The organism is Methylophaga thalassica MP (genome assembly GCF_000214595.1).
Taxonomy (GTDB): Bacteria; Pseudomonadota; Gammaproteobacteria; order Nitrosococcales; family Methylophagaceae; genus Methylophaga; species Methylophaga thalassica.
The window spans coordinates 456,110-474,185 of sequence record NZ_AFIG01000001.1; the positions used below are offsets into that span (position 1 = coordinate 456,110).

Sequence of the window (18,076 nt, forward strand, 5' to 3'; positions counted from 1 at the left end):
CCGATGTCATCAGTTAAGACGTTTCTGTTTCGTCACCGCCGCCTGATTATTAGCCTGCTGAGTTTGAGCGTGATTTACACGCTAGCCGGTTTTTATCTGCTGCCCTGGCTGGCTGAAAAGCAGTTGAAAAATACATTAGCTCAACGCTTACACCTGCAGGCTCAAGTGCAGGAGATACGTTTTAATCCCTATACTTTCGAATTAAGTGTGACGGGATTGGATATTAAAACCAAAGAAAATGAGCCGCTTGCAGCATGGGAGTCGGTTTATATCAATGTTGATCCGAGCCAGTTAGTTAAACGCAATATTCTTATTCGTAACATTGATATTGATGGTGTTAACCTCTATTTCGAGCGTGATTCAGATACAGAAAATACGCTGACAAAGTTAGCCACTACATGGCAGGAAACCGCTCCAGAGCCGGATGCTGAACCCACTTCCACTGAGCAAGCGGTTTCAGAAGAAGGTGAGCCGCTATTTAATGTCGTTTTAGATACGCTGAGTTTTGAAGAGGGTCAGCTGCATTATGTCGATAATGTGCCAGCCGAAACGTTTAAAACGGAACTGTCACCCATTAATTTCCAATTAAAGAATTTTTCTACCAAAGCAGGTGAGACAGCAAACACCCGCTTAGCTATTGCGCTTGAAGATAAAGCCAACTTAACCATAGCAGGTGATTTTTCCTTATCGCCACTGAGCCTATCGGGTCAGCTCACCTTAAGTCAGTTTAACCTGCAGACACCGTATCGTTATTTTAAAGCGCAGTTACCTGTTGAGTTAAAGCAGGGGGTGGTGGATATTAAACTTGACTACGATTTGAACCTGGCTGGAGAACAGCCCAACGTCGATATTAACAACACCACTATTCAGCTTTCTAAGCTGGATGTATATCAGCCGGGCATCACAAAAGCGTTAATCACTGATGGTCAGTTAAACGTTGAGAACGGGCATTATCAATATCCGGAAAATCAATTAACGATGGATAATGTCGTGGTGAGCAATGCCAAACTGGCTGCATTGCATAACAAACAGGGCGAGATTAACTGGTTGCAACTCATCGAAGCCTTGCCCAAATCTGACACCGAAGAGACAGCGTCGTCAGAAGAGACACCCGCATTTAAATTAGCTATTGCTGAAGTCGAACTGAAAGATGTTGCTCTGTCTATTGAAGACCAGCAGCCGGAATTAGCCTCAAATATGACATTAAATGTGGCGGCGAGCCTGAAGAATCTGAGTTTGGCAGATAATCAGAAAATGCCCTTTACCAGCCGTATTAAAGTCGGTTCTGGTGGTGAGCTATCTGCTGATGGTGAATTGCAGCTATTCCCTGTGCTGATGGTGACCGCAGACACGAAAGTCGACCAGCTATCATTGAAACCGCTGCAGCCTTATATCCATGAATATGCCTATGTCAGCCTGCAGGATGGGCAGATATCCGCCAATGCTTCACTCAAAAGTAATACAGATGATGCTTTATTGGTCAAAGGCGACTTAGCCTTATCCTCACTGCAGATAGATAATCAAAACCTGAAAGAGAAACTGTTCAGTCTGGAGAAATTATCCGTTAACACCATCGATTTTTCGCTGAAAAATAAAGACTTGGCAATTTCAGATATTGAAGTCAATAAGTTGTATAGCCGTATCTTTATTAATCAAGAAGGCGTGACTAATTTACGTATGTTGTTAAAAGAGCAGCCGACTAAAACAACAGCGACCACCGCTGAAACTAAAGCTAAGGATGACCCTTATAAAGTGTCGATTGGACAGGTGAGCATTAAAGACGCCAGTTCACGCTTTACCGATGAAAGTCTACCGATTGTATTTGATACCCAAATGCGTTCGCTGGATGGTGAAATCAGTGGTTTTTCTACCCAATCCGACCAAGCCGTCGAGTTGAACCTGGAAGGTCAGGTACAAGAGTTTGGCATGGTCGAAATCAAAGGCAGTCTGGCACCGTTTAATATTACGGAGAAAAGTAATGTGGTGCTGTCATTCAGCAATCTTGATTTGCCAGCGATGAGTCCCTACACCATCAAATTTGCGGGTAGAAAAATTGCTGATGGCCGTGCGGATGTGAAACTCAATTATGCCATCCAGGATGGATCGTTAAATGCCAATAACAGTCTGGTGATTCGCGATATTCGTTTAGGTGAACGGGTGGAATCGCCGAATGCAGTAGATTTGCCGCTGGATCTGGCGGTGGCCTTATTAAAAAACAGTGACGGGGTGATTGACTTAAGTATTCCGGTGACCGGGGATGTGAACAATCCTCAGTTTGAGATGGGGCCGGCCATACGTAAAGCCATTTTTAATGCGATCCGTAATATTGTGACCTCGCCTTTCCGTTTCTTGGCTAACCTGATCGGAGGCGATGATCAGCCAGTGAGTGATATTCGTTTTGCTGCCGGACGAGCTGAGCTGACACCACCACAAAAAGAAGCCTTATTAAAACTCACAGAAGCCCTGGCACAACGCCCACAATTAACACTGGAAATTCCTGCACCTTATGCAGAAAGTATTGATCGTCAGCAACTTCAGCTAAAAGCGGTGGAAGAGGACATCGAAACAGGCTTAAAACAAACGGATGCTGAACAGCAATTATTAGAACGTCGGAAAACCGTATTAGAGCGTTTGTATACGGAACAAGCTATAAGCCCTGACTTATCTGTGCTGAAACTGGAGGTGATGGCTAAAAATACGGCGGCTGATGACCAAGACCCGTCTATCGATTTACTCGCCTATAACAGCAAACTCAAAATCGCTTTAGTCGCTAAAAAAACGGTTTCTGAAGCCGATCTGAAGCAGCTCGCACAAGCCAGACAAGATGCTGTGATGGCTTATATAAAACAGCAGGCAAAACTCAGTGATGCGCAACTCTATGCTGATGCTATCAGCGCGGTTGATGCCAAAGACGAGGAAGTCGTGATGCGCTTTGATTTGCGCTCGCAATAAATCAAACACGACAGAGACGAGAATAGTAGAGCGATTTACAGGCTTAAAAGCTGACTTAGAAGATGTCTATGCCACGTTCCATACGGCATCCTGTTAAAGTATGCACTGATATTAATAGCCTGTTAGTTGGCTCCCGCCTTTAGGAAAAATGTGTGACGAATAATGACGTTTTAAGACGAATCCGTTATATCCTCGACGTCAATGACGCGACGATGATTTCGATTTTTGAACAAGCCGATATGACGGTGAGCCGCGACGATGTGCGCCAGTGGTTGAAGAAAGACGATGATCCTGAATACCAATCACTGAATGACAAACAGATGGCGACCTTCCTGAACGGATTGATTAACCATTTGCGTGGTAAAAAAGAAGGCGAGCAACCGAAGCCGGAAAAGTCGCTCAACAACAATATTATCCTCAGAAAGCTCAAGATAGCCTTTAACTTACAAAGTGACGAAATATTAGATGTATTGCAGCTGGAAGGTTTCAGCCTGAGCAAGCATGAGTTAAGTGCGTTTTTCAGAAAGCCGGATCATAAACATTTCCGTGCCTGTAAAGACCAGGTGTTACGTAACTTTCTACAAGGCCTGCAACTGAAATTTCACCCAAAGAAAAATGATCTTGAGGGCTTTAGCTGGCCGTCACTGGATGATAAAGAGAAGTAAGTTTTGACGAGTCCTCAATTCTTCGACTGCATTGTGATTGGTGCCGGTGCAGCAGGTCTGATGTGTGCGGCTACCGCCGGTCAACGTGGACGCCGGGTATTAGTGTTAGATCATGCGAATAAGGTGGGTAAGAAAATCTTAATGTCAGGCGGTGGTCGTTGTAATTTCACCAACCTGTATATGGAGCCGGATAATTATCTGTCGGCAAACCCCCATTTTTGTAAGTCGGCATTAAGCCGTTACACCCAGTATGATTTTCTGGAGCTAGTCTCGCGCTACCAGCTGGCCTACCACGATAAAGGCGCGGGCGAATTATTCTGTGATGATAAAGCCAGAGATATCCTGAATATTTTATTAGCAGAATGTGAAACGGGCGGTGTCACCATTCAAACTGATACCGCCATTACAGCCATCAGCAAACAAGACAATGAACAGTTTGTCATCGATACGCCGCGAGGTGAGTACCAGTGTCATTCACTGGTGATTGCAACGGGTGGCTTGTCTATTCCTAAAATGGGGGCCACTGGCTTTGGTTATAAAATTGCCAGACAATTTGGCCTGAAAGTGAAAGAGACCGAACCGGCGTTAGTGCCATTTACGCTGAGTGATGCCTGGTTAACCGTGGCGCAGGAGTTAGCCGGGGTATCCATAGATATCAGTGTAACTTGTCGTCAGCAAACCTTTAATGAAGCCTTGTTATTTACGCATCGAGGCTTAAGTGGGCCAGCCATTTTGCAGATCTCAAACTACTGGTACAGTTCGGATGAGATCACGATAGATTTCTTACCAACGCAATCAGTGGCAGAGTTAATTGAACAATGGAAAACGGCTGGAGAAAAAGCCACGCTGAAAACACTGCTGGGGCATTATTTACCGAAACGATTTGTGTTGACATGGTTAGGACTGATTGCTGCAGATTTAGGCGATAAATTGGTCAAGCAGTTATCAAATCAGGAAATAGAGAAGCTGTCACAGTTTTTCCACCACTGGACAATCAAGCCTTCCGGAACAGAAGGTTATCGCACAGCGGAAGTCACCCGCGGTGGTGTTGATACGGACGGCATTTCGTCAAAGACCTTTGAAGCCAAGACCACAGAAAACTTATATTTTATAGGTGAAGTGCTGGATGTGACTGGCTGGTTGGGCGGATTTAATTTCCAATGGGCATGGTCAAGTGGTTGGTGTGCAGGGCAATATGTGTAAGCAGGATCGATTAACGCAGCAAATAGACGCGATGTTATTACGCCATGAAACAAGCGGTATCTCTACAGAAGCTTGATAAGAACATTAACGGACAACGTCGGTTACGGGCGTGTCACGAATGTGATTGGGTGTCTGCTTTACCACGACTTCATGCCGGAGAAGTCGCACAGTGTCCACGTTGCCAACATATTCTGGTAAGACGCCATTACCGTCCGGCCCAACGCAGTCTGGCTTTAGCCATCAGTGCTGTCATCGCATTATTGATCGCGGTGAGCTTTCCCTTTGTCAGTTTTTCGATAAAAGGCATTGGCCACAGTATCGAAATCGAACAAACCGCTTCGATGTTATTGAGTTTTGAGCAGCCTATTGTTGCCATTGTGGTGGCACTGACTATTATCATTCTTCCTGCGCTGTATTTGTTTTCAGTGATCTGGTTACAACTGGTCTTGCTGTTTTCAGAACCAAAAATAAAACACCGGCAAATTGCGCGCACCTTAAAACATCTGGATAGCTGGATGATGGCTGATGTGTTTATTATCGGTGCATTGGTGAGCTTGTTCAAAATTGCTGGCATGGCCGATATTCAGCTGGGTATCGCCTTTTGGGCCTACGCCGTTTTTGCGTTTTTATTATTGATGACAACACGTTCTATCGATGCCGACTGGATGTGGTTTGCGATTGCTGGCGAACCGCGTGCGCCGGCGCAGACCAGAACCGGGCAAGGAGCCTCTGAACAAGGGCTGACGGGCTGTCCGACCTGTGGTTTGATTCATACGCTTAATGAAAATGGCGATAATCATTGCATCCGTTGTGGCGAGCCTCTTCATGCACGTGCACCTAAAAGTCTGCAACGAACTATGTCATTACTCATCACCGCAACTATTCTGTATATTCCAGCCAATGTCTATCCCATTATGACTACCACCACCTTCGGTCAGGAAAAAAACAGTACCATCATGGGGGGAGTGATTGATCTGATTCAACATGGATCCTGGCCGATTGCACTAGTGATTTTTATTGCCAGTATTTTGGTGCCGATAGGCAAATTACTCGTCTTGTCGTGGTTATGCCTGACCGTCAATAATGCTCATCAGCTAAGCCAAATGACGCGTTTGAAATTGTATCGGATTACCGAATTTATCGGTCGATGGTCTATGGTAGACGTGTTTGTGGTGTCGATTCTGGTGGCCTTGATTCATGCTGGTGACTTAATTTCTGTCACCCCCGGATCAGCCGCTCTGGCCTTCGCTAGTGTGGTTGTACTAACCATGTTGGCAGCGATCACCTTTGATTCACGATTAATTTGGGATAACCCTCAATCTGAGTTACGATCTATGCGGGGCAAGAAAGTATGACGGAAGATATCTCTAGTACTGACACAACAGACGAATTAGATACTGCGCGTGCCAGCAAAGCATCAAGCTGGTCACCGATTTGGATTCTTCCTATTGTCGCGGTATTAATCGGTGCCTGGTTGGTTGTGGATGATTATCTCAGCACCGGGCCACTGATTAATCTGACGATGAGTGATGCTGAGGGCATTGCTGCTGGCAAAACGCTGATTAAAACACGTAATGTGGAAATTGGGCATGTTGAATCAGTGAAGCTTTCGGATGATTTGCAATACGCTGTGGTCAAAGCCCGGATTGACCCCGATGCAGCATCAACCCTGGTTGAGGACACACGTTTCTGGGTTGTAAAACCGCGTATTGGACGTGAAGGCATCAGTGGTTTAAATACCGTGCTGTCCGGCGCGTATATTCAACTTGAACCTGGTAAGTCAAAGCAGGAAAAGCGTGACTTTGAGGTATTGGATCAACCACCGGTGTCACTGAGCGGCGATGGAATTCGTATCAGTCTCGACAGCCCTCTGGGAATTTCGTTGAATCCCGGTGACCCGGTCAGTTATCAGGGCCAGATTGTTGGTCGGGTGGAGAAAGCTGAGTTCTCGGCCAGTGATCAACATATGCACCATGAGTTATTTATCGAAGCACCCTATGATGTGTTGGTCACCAAAAGCACCCGCTTCTGGTCTTCTTCTGGTGTCAATATCAGCCTTGATTCGAAAGGCTTTAATATCAACCTGGCCTCACTTGAAACCTTATTAAGCAGTGGTGTCAGCTTTGGTGTTTTACAGGAAATGGAAAATGACAAAGCGGCGGAGTCAGGTGATGAGTTCACTCTATACCCGAATCAGACCGCAGCCCAACAAGCGAGCTATGATCACTACATCGAATATGTGTTGATGGTGAAGGATACTGTGCGTGGTTTGGCAGAAGGTGCGCCTGTAGAGTTCAGGGGGCTGCGCATTGGTACAGTACAAAGTGTGCCCTGGGAATATAACTCCAGAATGCGAAATGGTAAGGATGGTTTTGCTATTCCGGTGCTTATCAGACTCGAGCCTCAGCGGCTGGGTGATTTCCATGATGGTCTGCTTGAAGAGTGGAAAGAGCGTATTGATCGACTGATTAAACGTGGTCTGGTCGCTACTTTAAAACCGGGTAATTTACTTACCGGTTCGATGTTTGTGGATATCAATATCGACAAAACACCCGGCATGCCTGAGATTAAAACCGCCATGTTCAGAGAGCGACAGGTGATTCCGACCAAGTCATCACAGCTCGCGCAGATGGAAATGAAAGTCTCTAATTTACTCGATAAGTTAAATGGTATCGATGTACAGCCTGTTTTAGATGGAGTAAATGCTAACTTGAAAACTTCTCAGGCGTTGCTGCAAGAAGTGCAAAAACTGGCAGTCAGTATCGATAACTTTGTGAATAATCCTCAGACACAAACCATACCGGATAATGTCAATCAGACGCTGACCGAATTAAGAGAAACGCTGAAAGGATTGTCACCCGATGCACCGGCATATCAGAACTTATCGCAAAGTATTAAGAGTCTGGAAGGTTTGATTAATGACATACAGCCCTTGGTGCGGACGTTGAATGAACAACCCAACGCACTTATTTTTAATCGCACCGAGCAGACGGACCCACAACCCCCTGCTGCTCAGCCATAAATTCAGGAGTCTGTTGTGAAACGATTTTTTATTGGGATGTTATTCATATTGCTGACCGCCTGTGCCAGCCAGCCTGTGACGCAGACAAATTTCTATACTCTGCCTGTGACTCAGGCGTCAGAGCCGGTAGTGTCTGATAAAACGGTTTTTATTAAACCGATTATTCTGGCTGACTTTCTCAGCAACAATGGGGTCGTTTTACAACTGGATGACATCACCATTCATTCTGCTCAATACCATCAATGGGCTGAGCCGTTAACAGATCAATTGAGCCGCGCTTTACGGGACCGACTACAGGCGGCACAGTCAACTTATCGGATTGTGAACCTGCCGTCATTTGCCAAGCAAAGCACCTATCAGTTGCAGCTGGAATTTGACCAATTTCAGGGACGCTTCGATGGCAAAGCGGTGACCAGTGGTCATTGGCAATTGATGAATACCGCTGGAGAAACACTCAAAACACAGCGATTCAGCCTGACTCAAGACCTGCCAGCAGAAGGTTATCCGGTGCTGATCCGAGCCTTAGCCACAAATCTGGATAATTTAGCGGCTGAGATAGCGAAACAATTACCTTAAATCAGTTAGTCCTTATTCACTTCGCGTTTATCAATAAACATCAAAATGATTTGCCGATCGGTATAGATATCGTTTGAACTATGCTGACGAATACCGTCGTAAAAGGCTTTGAACTTTGGATCACGTTGTTTAAACCCTTCGATATCCTGGTTTAACACTTGTGCCTGAAAAGCCGTTGGTGCCGTATCAAAATGGCGTGATGCACAAAATACTGCTGTGGATTGTCCCGCCTTCTCAGCCGCTGTTTCATTAGCAGGGTTGAACAGGCACTGCTGATAATTCTGCTCTTCAGCATTTACAAGTGAAGTAAAGAAAAGGCTAACAACAGCAAGAAAAAGAGCGTGGACTTTCATCATGACCTCATCGAGTTAGATTGATTATAGATAATGACTTGTGCGCAATCTAAATTGTTCCAGTCTGATGTTGGGTTTTATGCTTCAACCCAACGATGTTTTGTATTTTAGAGGGAGTCATTTTATCAAGGCCCTATACTGCAAGCTCACCTACGAACTGTTTCTGAAGAATGAGATGAATAGTCACTATAGAAATGTATAGATTGGTACTATCAGAGACGATTCCATTAGCTGTGTTTGGTGCGACTTAAAGTTTTATATTTTCAAATGAGTCTGTACAGTACAAATTAGTAGCATTTATTTTTGGGGTTACCTTATGAAGGTTCTGGATTATTACGATAAATTCGAGTGTATTGGTTCTGATTGCGAGGATACCTGTTGTAGCGGCTGGCAAGTCAGTATCGATAAAAAAACATATCGAAAATATAAAAATATTTCAGATCAAAAATTCCGGAAAGAAGTGCTTAATAATATCGGCCCAGACAGACAAAAGGTCACCGGCGCAGAGTATAAGATCAAGCTACATGATGATGGTTCTTGTCCTTTTCTGAATGAAGACAAGTTATGTAATATTTATAAAAAATGTGGTGAAACATACTTGTCCGATACCTGCACAGTCTTTCCCCGCAGACCAACGAAAGTTTTTAATCAGTCACACTCAGCTCTAAGCTTAGCTTGCCCTGAAGTCACACGCCTGGCTATTTTACCTGAAGCCCCTGTACAACTAATTGATATTGATATGGCTAGTGTTCACGGCCAAAGACTACAATCAATTGAATTAAAAATAGGCGCACATCTACCAGCTAATGCCCAGGAAACCTATGAAGCGATAAGGACCGTCTCATTCCACATCATACAAATGCGGCAAATCACCCTGGATGAACGTTTATTTCTCTTAGGTTTCTTCATAGATAAACTTGATGCGGGTTCAAAAACAAACAGCTATATTTTGATGAATCAGACCATCGTTGAGTTCATTGAGGCGCTTGACTACCCAGACGAACTATTAAAACCATATCGACAATTCGACTCAAATCCACGCCTGAAGCTCGAATATTCTCTTACGATGTTGCTTACAGATTATCCAAGAGCGGCTAATCCTCGTTTGGCAGAATGCCTGGACTGGTTAAATGAGGGCTTGGATATTAACTACAATGAGTTTGATGTAGATAAGATACTCGAGAAGTATCAAATTGCGGACGAAAAATATTATCAGCAGTTTTTACATGAACGCGGCTATTTTCTGGAAAATTACTTAATCTCTCACTTGTTCCATTCTGATTTCCCTGTATCAAGCCAACATGGTTTATTTGATAGTTACCTTAGATTGATTACCTGCTTTACCAATATTCAAACGACTTTGATAGGAATAGCCAGTTATCATCAGAATATTGATACAGCCCATGTTCTGCAATTAATACAAAGCTATGAGCGGTTTATCTCGCACAACACTAAATACCTACCCTCGTTGTTAGAAAAATTAAAAGATTTGAAGTTTAATTCTTTGGGCGCAATGATGCTTTTGCTTAAGCCATGATCTAATTGTTGGTCTGTTTGTTGGGTTTCATGTTTCAACTCAACCTAGGGATGTTATCTTGGGCCCTGCTCAAATTGAGGTAATTGATCTACTGTGTTGTCCCATTCAGCTTTGCTGTTCATAAAAATATGAGCGTCAGGTTGAATAGTTATGCTGCTGTCTAAACAACCGGCAGGTACGACTAATAAACTGTCGTTCATTTGTGTCTGCGGTAAGGCTGAACCACAGTTTTTGCAAAAGCTTTTTGTATGGCGGGTGCCTGGTAAGGTGTATGTACGGATGTTTTCTTCCCCCGACAGCCAGATCAGTTTGGCGGATTGAGAGAACAGATTGGAAGCATGTGCTGAGCCCGTATCTTTTCGACAGTGGCTGCAATGGCAGAGATAAAAATGTTCAAAGTCGCCTTTGATTTCAAAGGTCACTTTGCCACATAAACATGCGCCTTGATGTTCCGTCATAGCTTTTCCTTCGTTTTTTCTGACACGTTTTGTTTCAACCACATGCTGATATTTCTCACTCTACCATTAGGGAGAGTGAAGTAGTGAAGTAGGTTGGGTAGAGCCCTAGCGAAACCCAACGATGGGATAGACATTATCGGATAAGCTTGTTTGAGCTATGCTTGTCTGGGGTCGTGCTTAAATTCAATCTAATGGATAATTATCTACTTCACACGCTGCCGCTTGGGCGTTCATTTAATCGAATCACGTTCTTCAACTTAAGCTCTAGCTTTTTTGAAAATCTAGTTTCGCCTTAATGGCGAGTCAGGGAAATGTTTGCCCATTTCCCTAACAACCCTAGGGCACCCCGCAGTGCTGGCCTGCGGCTTCACTCGTCATAACATTGATTCAGGCGGTCGGCTAAAACTCGCTACGCTCACAAATTTGTCTGGAACAAATTTGGACGCCGATGGCGCCCAAAGGGTGAGTGGCATGGATGCCACGAATCAAACACTAGCCTCCCTCAGACCTGAATAAATGTCATTCCTCATCAGCACAAACGGGGGATTAGAAAAAGCCCCATTTTCCCGTCTATTGCCGCTAAAAATTGGCTTCATTTTATGGGTTAAGTGGGCACGTGTTTGAGCGTAGCGAGTTGGTGTCCACGCCATAAAATGAAGTTAATTTTTAGATGTAAGGCAATATCGGGTGCCCTTTTGTTTGGTTCGTTTATTTTGGGCAAACAAAATAAATGAACGCCCCAGCGGCAGCGTGTGAAGTGAAAAATAGAATAGTGTTTGAGGCAATGCTCTAACTTAAGCTAGAAAACATTTGTTGGGTTTCACAGGTTCAACCCAACCTACATTTAAAATGAGCAAGCATATCCTAAGGCGAAACTGGCACTCTGCCCAAGCTACAAAGCGTTGATTGCTTTGATTCAATCATCAACGAGGCAGGGCGATAAACGTGCCATCATTTTGTTTGGTCATTTCACGCATGAGCACGCTGAAACGGTCGGTTGTACCGGGTGAGATAAAACCAATGGCATGAATTTTTGCCAGCCTTCTGCCGGAGGGCAGCTTTTTGTTTTGCTGAGTAATGGCATCAATGACTGGGTCGTAACTGGAGCCGGTGTAATCATCACCAAACACATAAATGGATGTGGTGATATTGGCCTTGGCATATTTTCTTAAAGCGGCGGTTAAGCCTTCTACCGGACTTGAGTTAGAGACCGCATTCCACTTTTTAAACAATTCGATCACGCTTTTTCGTCTGGCTGGCGTGTCCGGCATCCATTGACCATCGTAGCCGGAAATCAGCGACTGCCCCATATCATTAAGGATTTGAAAACCTTTCACTTGTGGGTGAATATTCAGCACATTGACGATTTCCTGAGACACTTTGCCCCAGATGTTTTTCATACTGCCTGAGGTATCAACGATAAACACCACATAGTCACTATCAACAGGAATCCCGCCGACATCTTCATCGCGGGTTTTATTGGGCTTTTGCGGTGTTTTTAATGAGGCTTGTTTTAAACGCTCTTCCACTAAACCCAGCCCAGCAATGCTTTCTGCCGTGGCGGCTTGTTTTTGATTTAATGCTTTTAATTGCTGCTGCAGTGCTTTTGAGGCAGCAGCGGCTGATTGTTTTTGTTCAGAAATTGACGACAGAACCTCAAGTTTTTGATTCATTTCCTGTTGAATCTGACTGACCGAATTTTGCAGTGTGACTAACTGCGAGAGCATCGCACTGACATCTTCTGTGCCAGCAGTGGGTGCCGCGTCGACATCGGTTTTGGAGATCAGAATCAGCATCACCACCGCACCAAAGCCGCAGGAAATAATATCCAGAAACGACAGGCTGAAAATGTCGATGCCTTTATCGCGATGCTTCATGGCCAGTTACTCGCCGGGCTGATTAATAAACCATCCGAGCTGGATGCCCAGGCCCAATACTCATAAGCTGCTTCCGGATCACCTTCCAATGGCAGCAGGATCACATTCTTTTTCGCCTGGGTCAGACCACTTTCGTTAATACTCTGGCGGAACAGCCGTTTTCGACACTCACCGGAAATGGTTTTGGCATTACTGGTCAGGGAGCTACAGCCAGAAAACGGATTCAGACTCTTATAGTTGGATTCGCCTTTGGTGGGCAAACCATCGGTGATGACATAGATATCGCTGGGTGACAGTTTGTTAACGGTGTTTAACCCTTTCTGCAGATTCGTCGCGCCGGTAGGAATAACTTGATTCAAACTGCTCATAATGCCGGACACGCTGGCACTGCTGGCGGACATCCAGCCGGTGCCGCCTAGCTGCTTAGTGTCTTCACTAAAGGCGATAACGGCAATCTGACTGTTTTTCGGCGCACGTGCTAATAGCCAGGCGACCACGCGCTTGGTGCGTTGCCATTTAGCGGCTGAGACTTTTGCCTGATCAGAGCTACTTTTGGTTTTGATGATGTCGAGCAGTTTTTCATTGGTCATCGAGGCACTGACATCGACTAAGATCGCAATCTTACTGCCTTCCATTTTCAGACCGAGCAGATAGTTTTCTTCGTTGACCTGCTGTGTTTCTAGCAGATCTTCTTTTTTCGGCACTTTGATCTCGGTAATACTTTTCTTGAGTTGGTCGAGATTGGACTGTGCTGTTTGAATTTCACTGCTTTTATCGTTGAGATCGGCTCGCTGTTGTTGCAGGCTCTGGCTTAAAGCGGACAGGTCGATATTCTCTTTTTTCAGTTGCGAGGTGAGTTCATCCAAGCCTTTCTGGGCGTCATCACGCGCTTGTTCCAGACTGCTGATATCTTTTTTCAGGTTCTCCGTTTCTGAGGGCGATGACTCAATATTCTGTTTAACCAGCATAAAAACCAGAATCACCGCGCCCAAACCGCAGGACATAATATCCAGAAAGGCGAGGTTTAATCCTTCAGCTTGTCGGTTTTTACGGGCCAACGAAAATCACCGAATGCGACGAAGCAAAAACTTATCACAATAATCCTGCGTATCGACGATTTGGCTGTCTTGCAGGCGTTGTAACTGATGGAATAAAAACATTAAAAAGATACTGATCAGCAAGGCGACTAAGGTGGAGTTAAAAGCAATACCGAGACTGTCCGTCATCCCCGAGATGTCACCTGCGAGTGCTTTATCCGCCTGAGATAAAGCCTGACCGATACCGCGAACGGTACCGATAAAACCAATCGAAGGAATCGCCCAGATCAAATAACGAATCATGGTATTTTCAGAATCTTGTTTGACGGCTAACGCTTCCAGGTTGCTTTCGATCGCATCCGACAGGTTTTGCACATTATTGGTTGAGCTGTAGCGCCAAAGAGAAGAGCGTAAAGTCCGCACCAGCGGTGATTGCATACAGTCCGCTGGGATTTCAGTATCCAGCCGATGAATAATCGCATTCACATCCAGAGTATGTTTTGCATCAGTATCCTCAGCTTGTGAATGGGCATCTTTAATCAGATCCACGCTGAACAAATACTTGGTTTTGAGAATATTTCGGTAGGCACTGAGGATCAGATAACAGCCCCACAGCATCAGAATAAAACAGATTTCCTGCTCGTAATCTTTGATAATCACGGCAATATCGCGCGGTGCAGTTTGTCCCTGACTGACGGCAAACTCAATCAGTTGTGCTGCTTCTGGGCGAACATAACCAATGTAAAACAAATGCACGACAACGATAGAAATCAGTAATGCCGCAAAACTTTTCAGCATATCTTTCATGGTTTAGATATCCACGGGAAAGGAAACAGGAGAGTTCAAACTAATAATAGGTTTGCCGGCATAAACGTTTTTCACCATCATCAACGCCAGCAGAAACAGGGCAATGGATAATACAATCACCAACGATTTTTTAAGTGTTGCCATATTAATGACCTCCGTAAACATAACGTCCGAGCCGGAAACCTAAGTCATCGCGGCCCTGACTGGCGCCATCCCGATACGACGCCCTTAATTTTGAGAGTGTGCCTGAACGCCAGTTAGCGCCTTTCACAACATGCTCATCACCGGCTGATTTATCCAGCGTCTGAGTATAAACAAGCCCCGGTTTAGGTACAGTAAGTGAGTAATTATCATGTGTCCATTCACTGACATTGCCGCCCAAATCAAATAAACCTGATAACTCTCTGTTCATCGACATCACCGGTGCCATGCCAGCATAACCGTCGTTATAACGTGGCACATAATGTGTCACCGAGCCTTTAGCTGATTCATCCGCTATATTCACTGCTTTAGGGGGAATGGTTTTGTCATTACCCCAGACAAACAGTGTTTGAACCGGGCGGCCGGCTTTTCTGGCTAACCATTCCCACTCGGCCTCGGTCAGTAATCGATAACCATCAGCTTGATCATTGATTTGCGTGACCTGATTACCATTGATCTTATACACCACTGTTAGGCCTTCAAGCTGACTCAACCAGTTGGCGTAACGTACAGCATCTAACCAGGTCACGGATGTGACCGGCAAGTTCGGATTACCTTTGTGGCTTTTATCAAATTGGGCATAGGCAGCATTCGTCACTTCATGCACCCCAGCATAAAATGGGCGGTTAATGGTGACTTTGCGGATAAACTCATTGGCCCGTTGTCCCGGCTCACTGCGTTCAGCGCCCATAATGATGGTGTCGTTTGGTGTGAATAACATCATCTCGCCGCCGGCACGGGTTTTATAGCTTCTGGGGGCTTCTTGCAGCCGGGCTTGTTTTTCAGTCAGTAAATTCACTGAGACGCTGCTGGTCGATTTTGCTGTCGGTGTTATCGTGCGAATTTCAGCTCGGTAGCCGTCCAGACTAAAGCCGATAGTCTGTGGCAGTGCATCCAGCGTTAAGCTTAATGGCGTTTGTCCAACAGGCTTATTATTAATGGTGATATTCGCTTGGGGCGTGGACTCTATCACCACCTTGCCCATTTCTTTTTCTAAGTTGAACTGCAGTTCGCTAGTTTCGCCCTGCTTAAGATTAACCCGCTTGGACTGGGAGAAATAGCCTGGTTTTTTGTAAGTCAGTACGTTGTTTTGATTGGCGTCCACTTTGATGACATTTTGTAATGGCGTATCAATACCATTGACGGTCAGTGTGCCGCCCTCAGGTAACGCGGTGAGATTGACCTTTGCACGCTCTGCCTGCAGTCGATATTGCCTGTTTATCTGTGTGCTTGTCTGATTGATCTCGACAGAATCAGTGACGGTCTCAAACCCCGATTTAGTGATGTCGAGCTGATGTGGGCCGCCGGGCAGGGATAAGGTTAAAGGCGTATGCCCCTGTGCTTTTCCATCGATAGAAACATCTGCCTGAGCGGGTGTGCTGCTCAGTGATAACTCACCCATGATGGGGGTTAAGTTAAGTGTTTCTTCAATCTTCTGCGCGGGCGCTAAGCTATATTGCCGGGTAACAGGCTCATAAAAAGGGTGACTGGCCTTGATGGTGTAGTCACCATTCTCAAATGATTGTTCAAACGTATTGGCCACGGTCGTGAGTTTGTCATTGATATACCAGCGGGTTTTATTGTCTTCCAACCCGGTTTTCAATATGACTTCAGCAGGTAAGGGCTGCAAGGTGATTTGTGTTACTTTGCCAAAGCCGGATTGAGAAATCAGCTGTGTTGCTGTTTGGTAGCCAGGCGCAGAGGCTTCTACCTCAGCGGTGTCAGACAAACTATATAAATGATGATCCAGTATCAGAGCGATGCCACTGTTGGTGCTCAGCTTCGCTTCAGTGCTGATGGCTTCAGGCAAGACTTGAATGGGTGTCGCTCGCGAAGCAATGAGTGTCGCAAAAACAATGCAGGCAACAACGATAAAACCGAGGCTGAGCCATAACAGCATACGCCGCTGTCGACGTTTAGCAGCCTCAATGGCCTGATTAAATTCGCTCATCGGCAATCACGGTGACTTGATAATCGCTACGGTTCAAAGGGATCTGCACCTCAATCAGCTTGGAGCGATAACCCTCGCGTTTGCCTTCAAAAGAGTAGGTGCCAGGTTTGAGCTGAATCGTTTTACCTGTCGTTTCGCCCACTTTCCCCACCCCGCGAACGGAGACGAAGGTTTTACCATCGGAAATCACATTCACGTTCACCGGGGTATTCACGGCATTGATGGTGGACTTCAAGTGTTGAGCCGATTTCGCCAGAGATGGACTCTGAGCACCAAAAGACTCGGCCTGAATCACATTGATATCAGCCGTAGCTTTTACCGCTGGATTACTTAGACGATAAGGGTTTTGCAATAAGCCCTGAATATTTTGGTCGATCTCCACAATCCGTTTGGCCTGATTTAAGCGGTCGATAAGGTCTTTATTGGCTGGCCGTTCTTTTAGGGCAGCGCTTAATTCCTGTTTGGCAGTTTCCCAGTTATCGGCTTGTTGTGCCTTCTCAGCCGCGACAATATGCTGGTTGAAACGCAATTGTGACTCCAGTTGAGCTAATGCCGATTTCACTTCTTTATTTTCAGGTCGGGAAGGGTAAATTTTTTCTGCCTGACTCAGTGCCTGTCTGGCTTTTTCAACCAGCTGCTGTTCAATCGCTTGATACGCTTGAGATATGGCCTGGTTAAAACGTGACTCGGCCAGCTGTGTGCGCAGCACCTGGGCGCGCTGTTTCATCTCTTCTCGATCGGGTTCGATTTTCAGTAATTCTTCAATCAGAGACAGCTCTTTATTCGGATTGTTTTCATTTTTAGCGACACGAATCGCTTCATTCAGCTCAACTATTTGCGGGATGTTTTCTATTTTTTTGGCCAAGGCCTGAGCATCTGCTGAATCTGCCTTTTGAATCAGCGCGTTATCTATCGCCAGACGGGCGGTTTGATAATCATAATTGTCATATGCCTTTTGCGCCTCCTGCATGGCTTTTTCAAAAGCCGCTTCGCTGTCAGCCAGGGTTTTCTCAGCGGTTTGCGTCAGCGTATCAATGGCTTGTTTCGCTTTGGCATATTGCCCGGTGCCAAAGGTATCAACGGCGGTTTTTTCCTGGTTTTTTATGGTCTCGGCGAGGGTTTTATCCCAGCTATCAATATCGATTTTTTCCAGCTGCGGTTTCAGTGTATTTTCATAAAAAGAAAACGCATCCAGATAGGCTTGGCGTAATGCAGCAATATCTTCTTCGTTTTTCGGTTCTTCGACTTTTTGTGGTACGGGTTGTGTGTCTGACAGTGTTTCTTCAGTTGATGGTGTACTGTTAAATCGAACATTATTAAGGCTGAACAACACTAGCCCTGTTACCAGAATAAGTGAGAGCACGATAATCACGCCAATGAGCAGGCGCTGTTGTTTCGCCTGCTTGGCTCTGCGTATTTCTTCGTTGATCATGGCGG

Annotated in this window: 15 protein-coding genes; 7 read left to right on the forward strand and 8 right to left on the reverse strand. The window is 45.3% G+C overall.

Annotated features, from left to right (window positions below; translation table 11 throughout):
- The first annotated feature begins 3 nt into the window (after nt 1-3).
- The 6 genes from MAMP_RS02185 to MAMP_RS02210 all read left to right on the forward strand — a co-directional run bounded on the left by MAMP_RS02185 (nt 4) and on the right by MAMP_RS02210 (nt 8,418).
- On the forward strand, nt 4-2,952 hold the full coding sequence (locus tag MAMP_RS02185; protein WP_007144337.1) for a DUF748 domain-containing protein: 2,949 nt from the start codon (nt 4-6) through the stop codon (nt 2,950-2,952).
- A gap of 152 nt (nt 2,953-3,104) precedes the next feature.
- The gene (locus tag MAMP_RS02190) at nt 3,105-3,617 is read left to right on the forward strand and encodes a YehS family protein (protein WP_007144338.1); all 513 of its coding nucleotides are present in this window, start codon (nt 3,105-3,107) and stop codon (nt 3,615-3,617) included.
- Between the two features lie 3 nt (nt 3,618-3,620).
- Nucleotides 3,621-4,820, forward strand: a complete 1,200-nt coding sequence (locus MAMP_RS02195) for a BaiN/RdsA family NAD(P)/FAD-dependent oxidoreductase (protein WP_007144339.1) — start codon at nt 3,621-3,623, stop codon at nt 4,818-4,820.
- A 44-nt stretch (nt 4,821-4,864) separates the two neighbouring features.
- On the forward strand, nt 4,865-6,175 hold the full coding sequence (locus tag MAMP_RS02200) for a paraquat-inducible protein A (protein ID WP_007144340.1): 1,311 nt from the start codon (nt 4,865-4,867) through the stop codon (nt 6,173-6,175).
- Entirely contained in the window at nt 6,172-7,842 is a 1,671-nt protein-coding gene (gene pqiB, locus MAMP_RS02205; RefSeq protein ID WP_007144341.1) for an intermembrane transport protein PqiB, read from the forward strand. The genes MAMP_RS02200 and pqiB overlap by 4 nt, the downstream gene beginning before the upstream one ends.
- Nucleotides 7,843-7,857: 15 nt before the next feature.
- The gene (locus tag MAMP_RS02210; protein WP_007144342.1) at nt 7,858-8,418 is read left to right on the forward strand and encodes a PqiC family protein; all 561 of its coding nucleotides are present in this window, start codon (nt 7,858-7,860) and stop codon (nt 8,416-8,418) included.
- A 5-nt stretch (nt 8,419-8,423) separates the two neighbouring features.
- Here the strand turns inward: MAMP_RS02210 and MAMP_RS02215 are convergent, their stop codons facing one another.
- The gene (locus MAMP_RS02215) at nt 8,424-8,771 is read right to left on the reverse strand and encodes a hypothetical protein (protein WP_007144343.1); all 348 of its coding nucleotides are present in this window, start codon (nt 8,769-8,771) and stop codon (nt 8,424-8,426) included.
- A gap of 316 nt (nt 8,772-9,087) precedes the next feature.
- Here MAMP_RS02215 and fliB point away from each other — a divergent pair, with 316 nt between their 5' ends.
- Complete coding sequence (fliB, locus tag MAMP_RS02220) at nt 9,088-10,308, forward strand: flagellin lysine-N-methylase (protein WP_007144344.1); 1,221 nt, start codon at nt 9,088-9,090, stop codon at nt 10,306-10,308.
- A 53-nt stretch (nt 10,309-10,361) separates the two neighbouring features.
- On the opposite strand, the gene MAMP_RS02225 is transcribed toward fliB, so the two are convergent.
- The 7 genes from MAMP_RS02225 to MAMP_RS02250 all read right to left on the reverse strand — a co-directional run bounded on the left by MAMP_RS02225 (nt 10,362) and on the right by MAMP_RS02250 (nt 18,071).
- Nucleotides 10,362-10,766 carry a GFA family protein gene (locus MAMP_RS02225; RefSeq protein ID WP_007144345.1) on the reverse strand — a complete coding sequence of 135 codons (405 nt, stop codon included), beginning with the start codon at nt 10,764-10,766 and terminating at the stop codon, nt 10,362-10,364.
- A gap of 923 nt (nt 10,767-11,689) precedes the next feature.
- Entirely contained in the window at nt 11,690-12,643 is a 954-nt protein-coding gene (locus MAMP_RS02230; RefSeq protein WP_007144346.1) for a hypothetical protein, read from the reverse strand.
- Nucleotides 12,640-13,701, reverse strand: coding sequence for a vWA domain-containing protein (locus tag MAMP_RS02235; RefSeq protein ID WP_007144347.1), 1,062 nt, complete (start codon nt 13,699-13,701; stop codon nt 12,640-12,642). The genes MAMP_RS02230 and MAMP_RS02235 overlap by 4 nt, the downstream gene beginning before the upstream one ends.
- Before the next feature lie 6 nt (nt 13,702-13,707).
- A complete protein-coding gene (locus tag MAMP_RS02240) occupies nt 13,708-14,487 on the reverse strand; it encodes a MotA/TolQ/ExbB proton channel family protein (protein WP_007144348.1) in 780 nt (259 codons plus the stop codon).
- A gap of 3 nt (nt 14,488-14,490) precedes the next feature.
- Nucleotides 14,491-14,631, reverse strand: a complete 141-nt coding sequence (locus MAMP_RS16235; RefSeq protein ID WP_007144349.1) for a hypothetical protein — start codon at nt 14,629-14,631, stop codon at nt 14,491-14,493.
- Nucleotide 14,632: 1 nt separating this feature from the next.
- Complete coding sequence (locus MAMP_RS02245; protein WP_007144350.1) at nt 14,633-16,639, reverse strand: SUMF1/EgtB/PvdO family nonheme iron enzyme; 2,007 nt, start codon at nt 16,637-16,639, stop codon at nt 14,633-14,635.
- A complete protein-coding gene (locus tag MAMP_RS02250; protein WP_007144351.1) occupies nt 16,626-18,071 on the reverse strand; it encodes a coiled-coil domain-containing protein in 1,446 nt (481 codons plus the stop codon). The genes MAMP_RS02245 and MAMP_RS02250 overlap by 14 nt, the downstream gene beginning before the upstream one ends.
- Between the last annotated feature and the right edge of the window lie 5 nt (nt 18,072-18,076).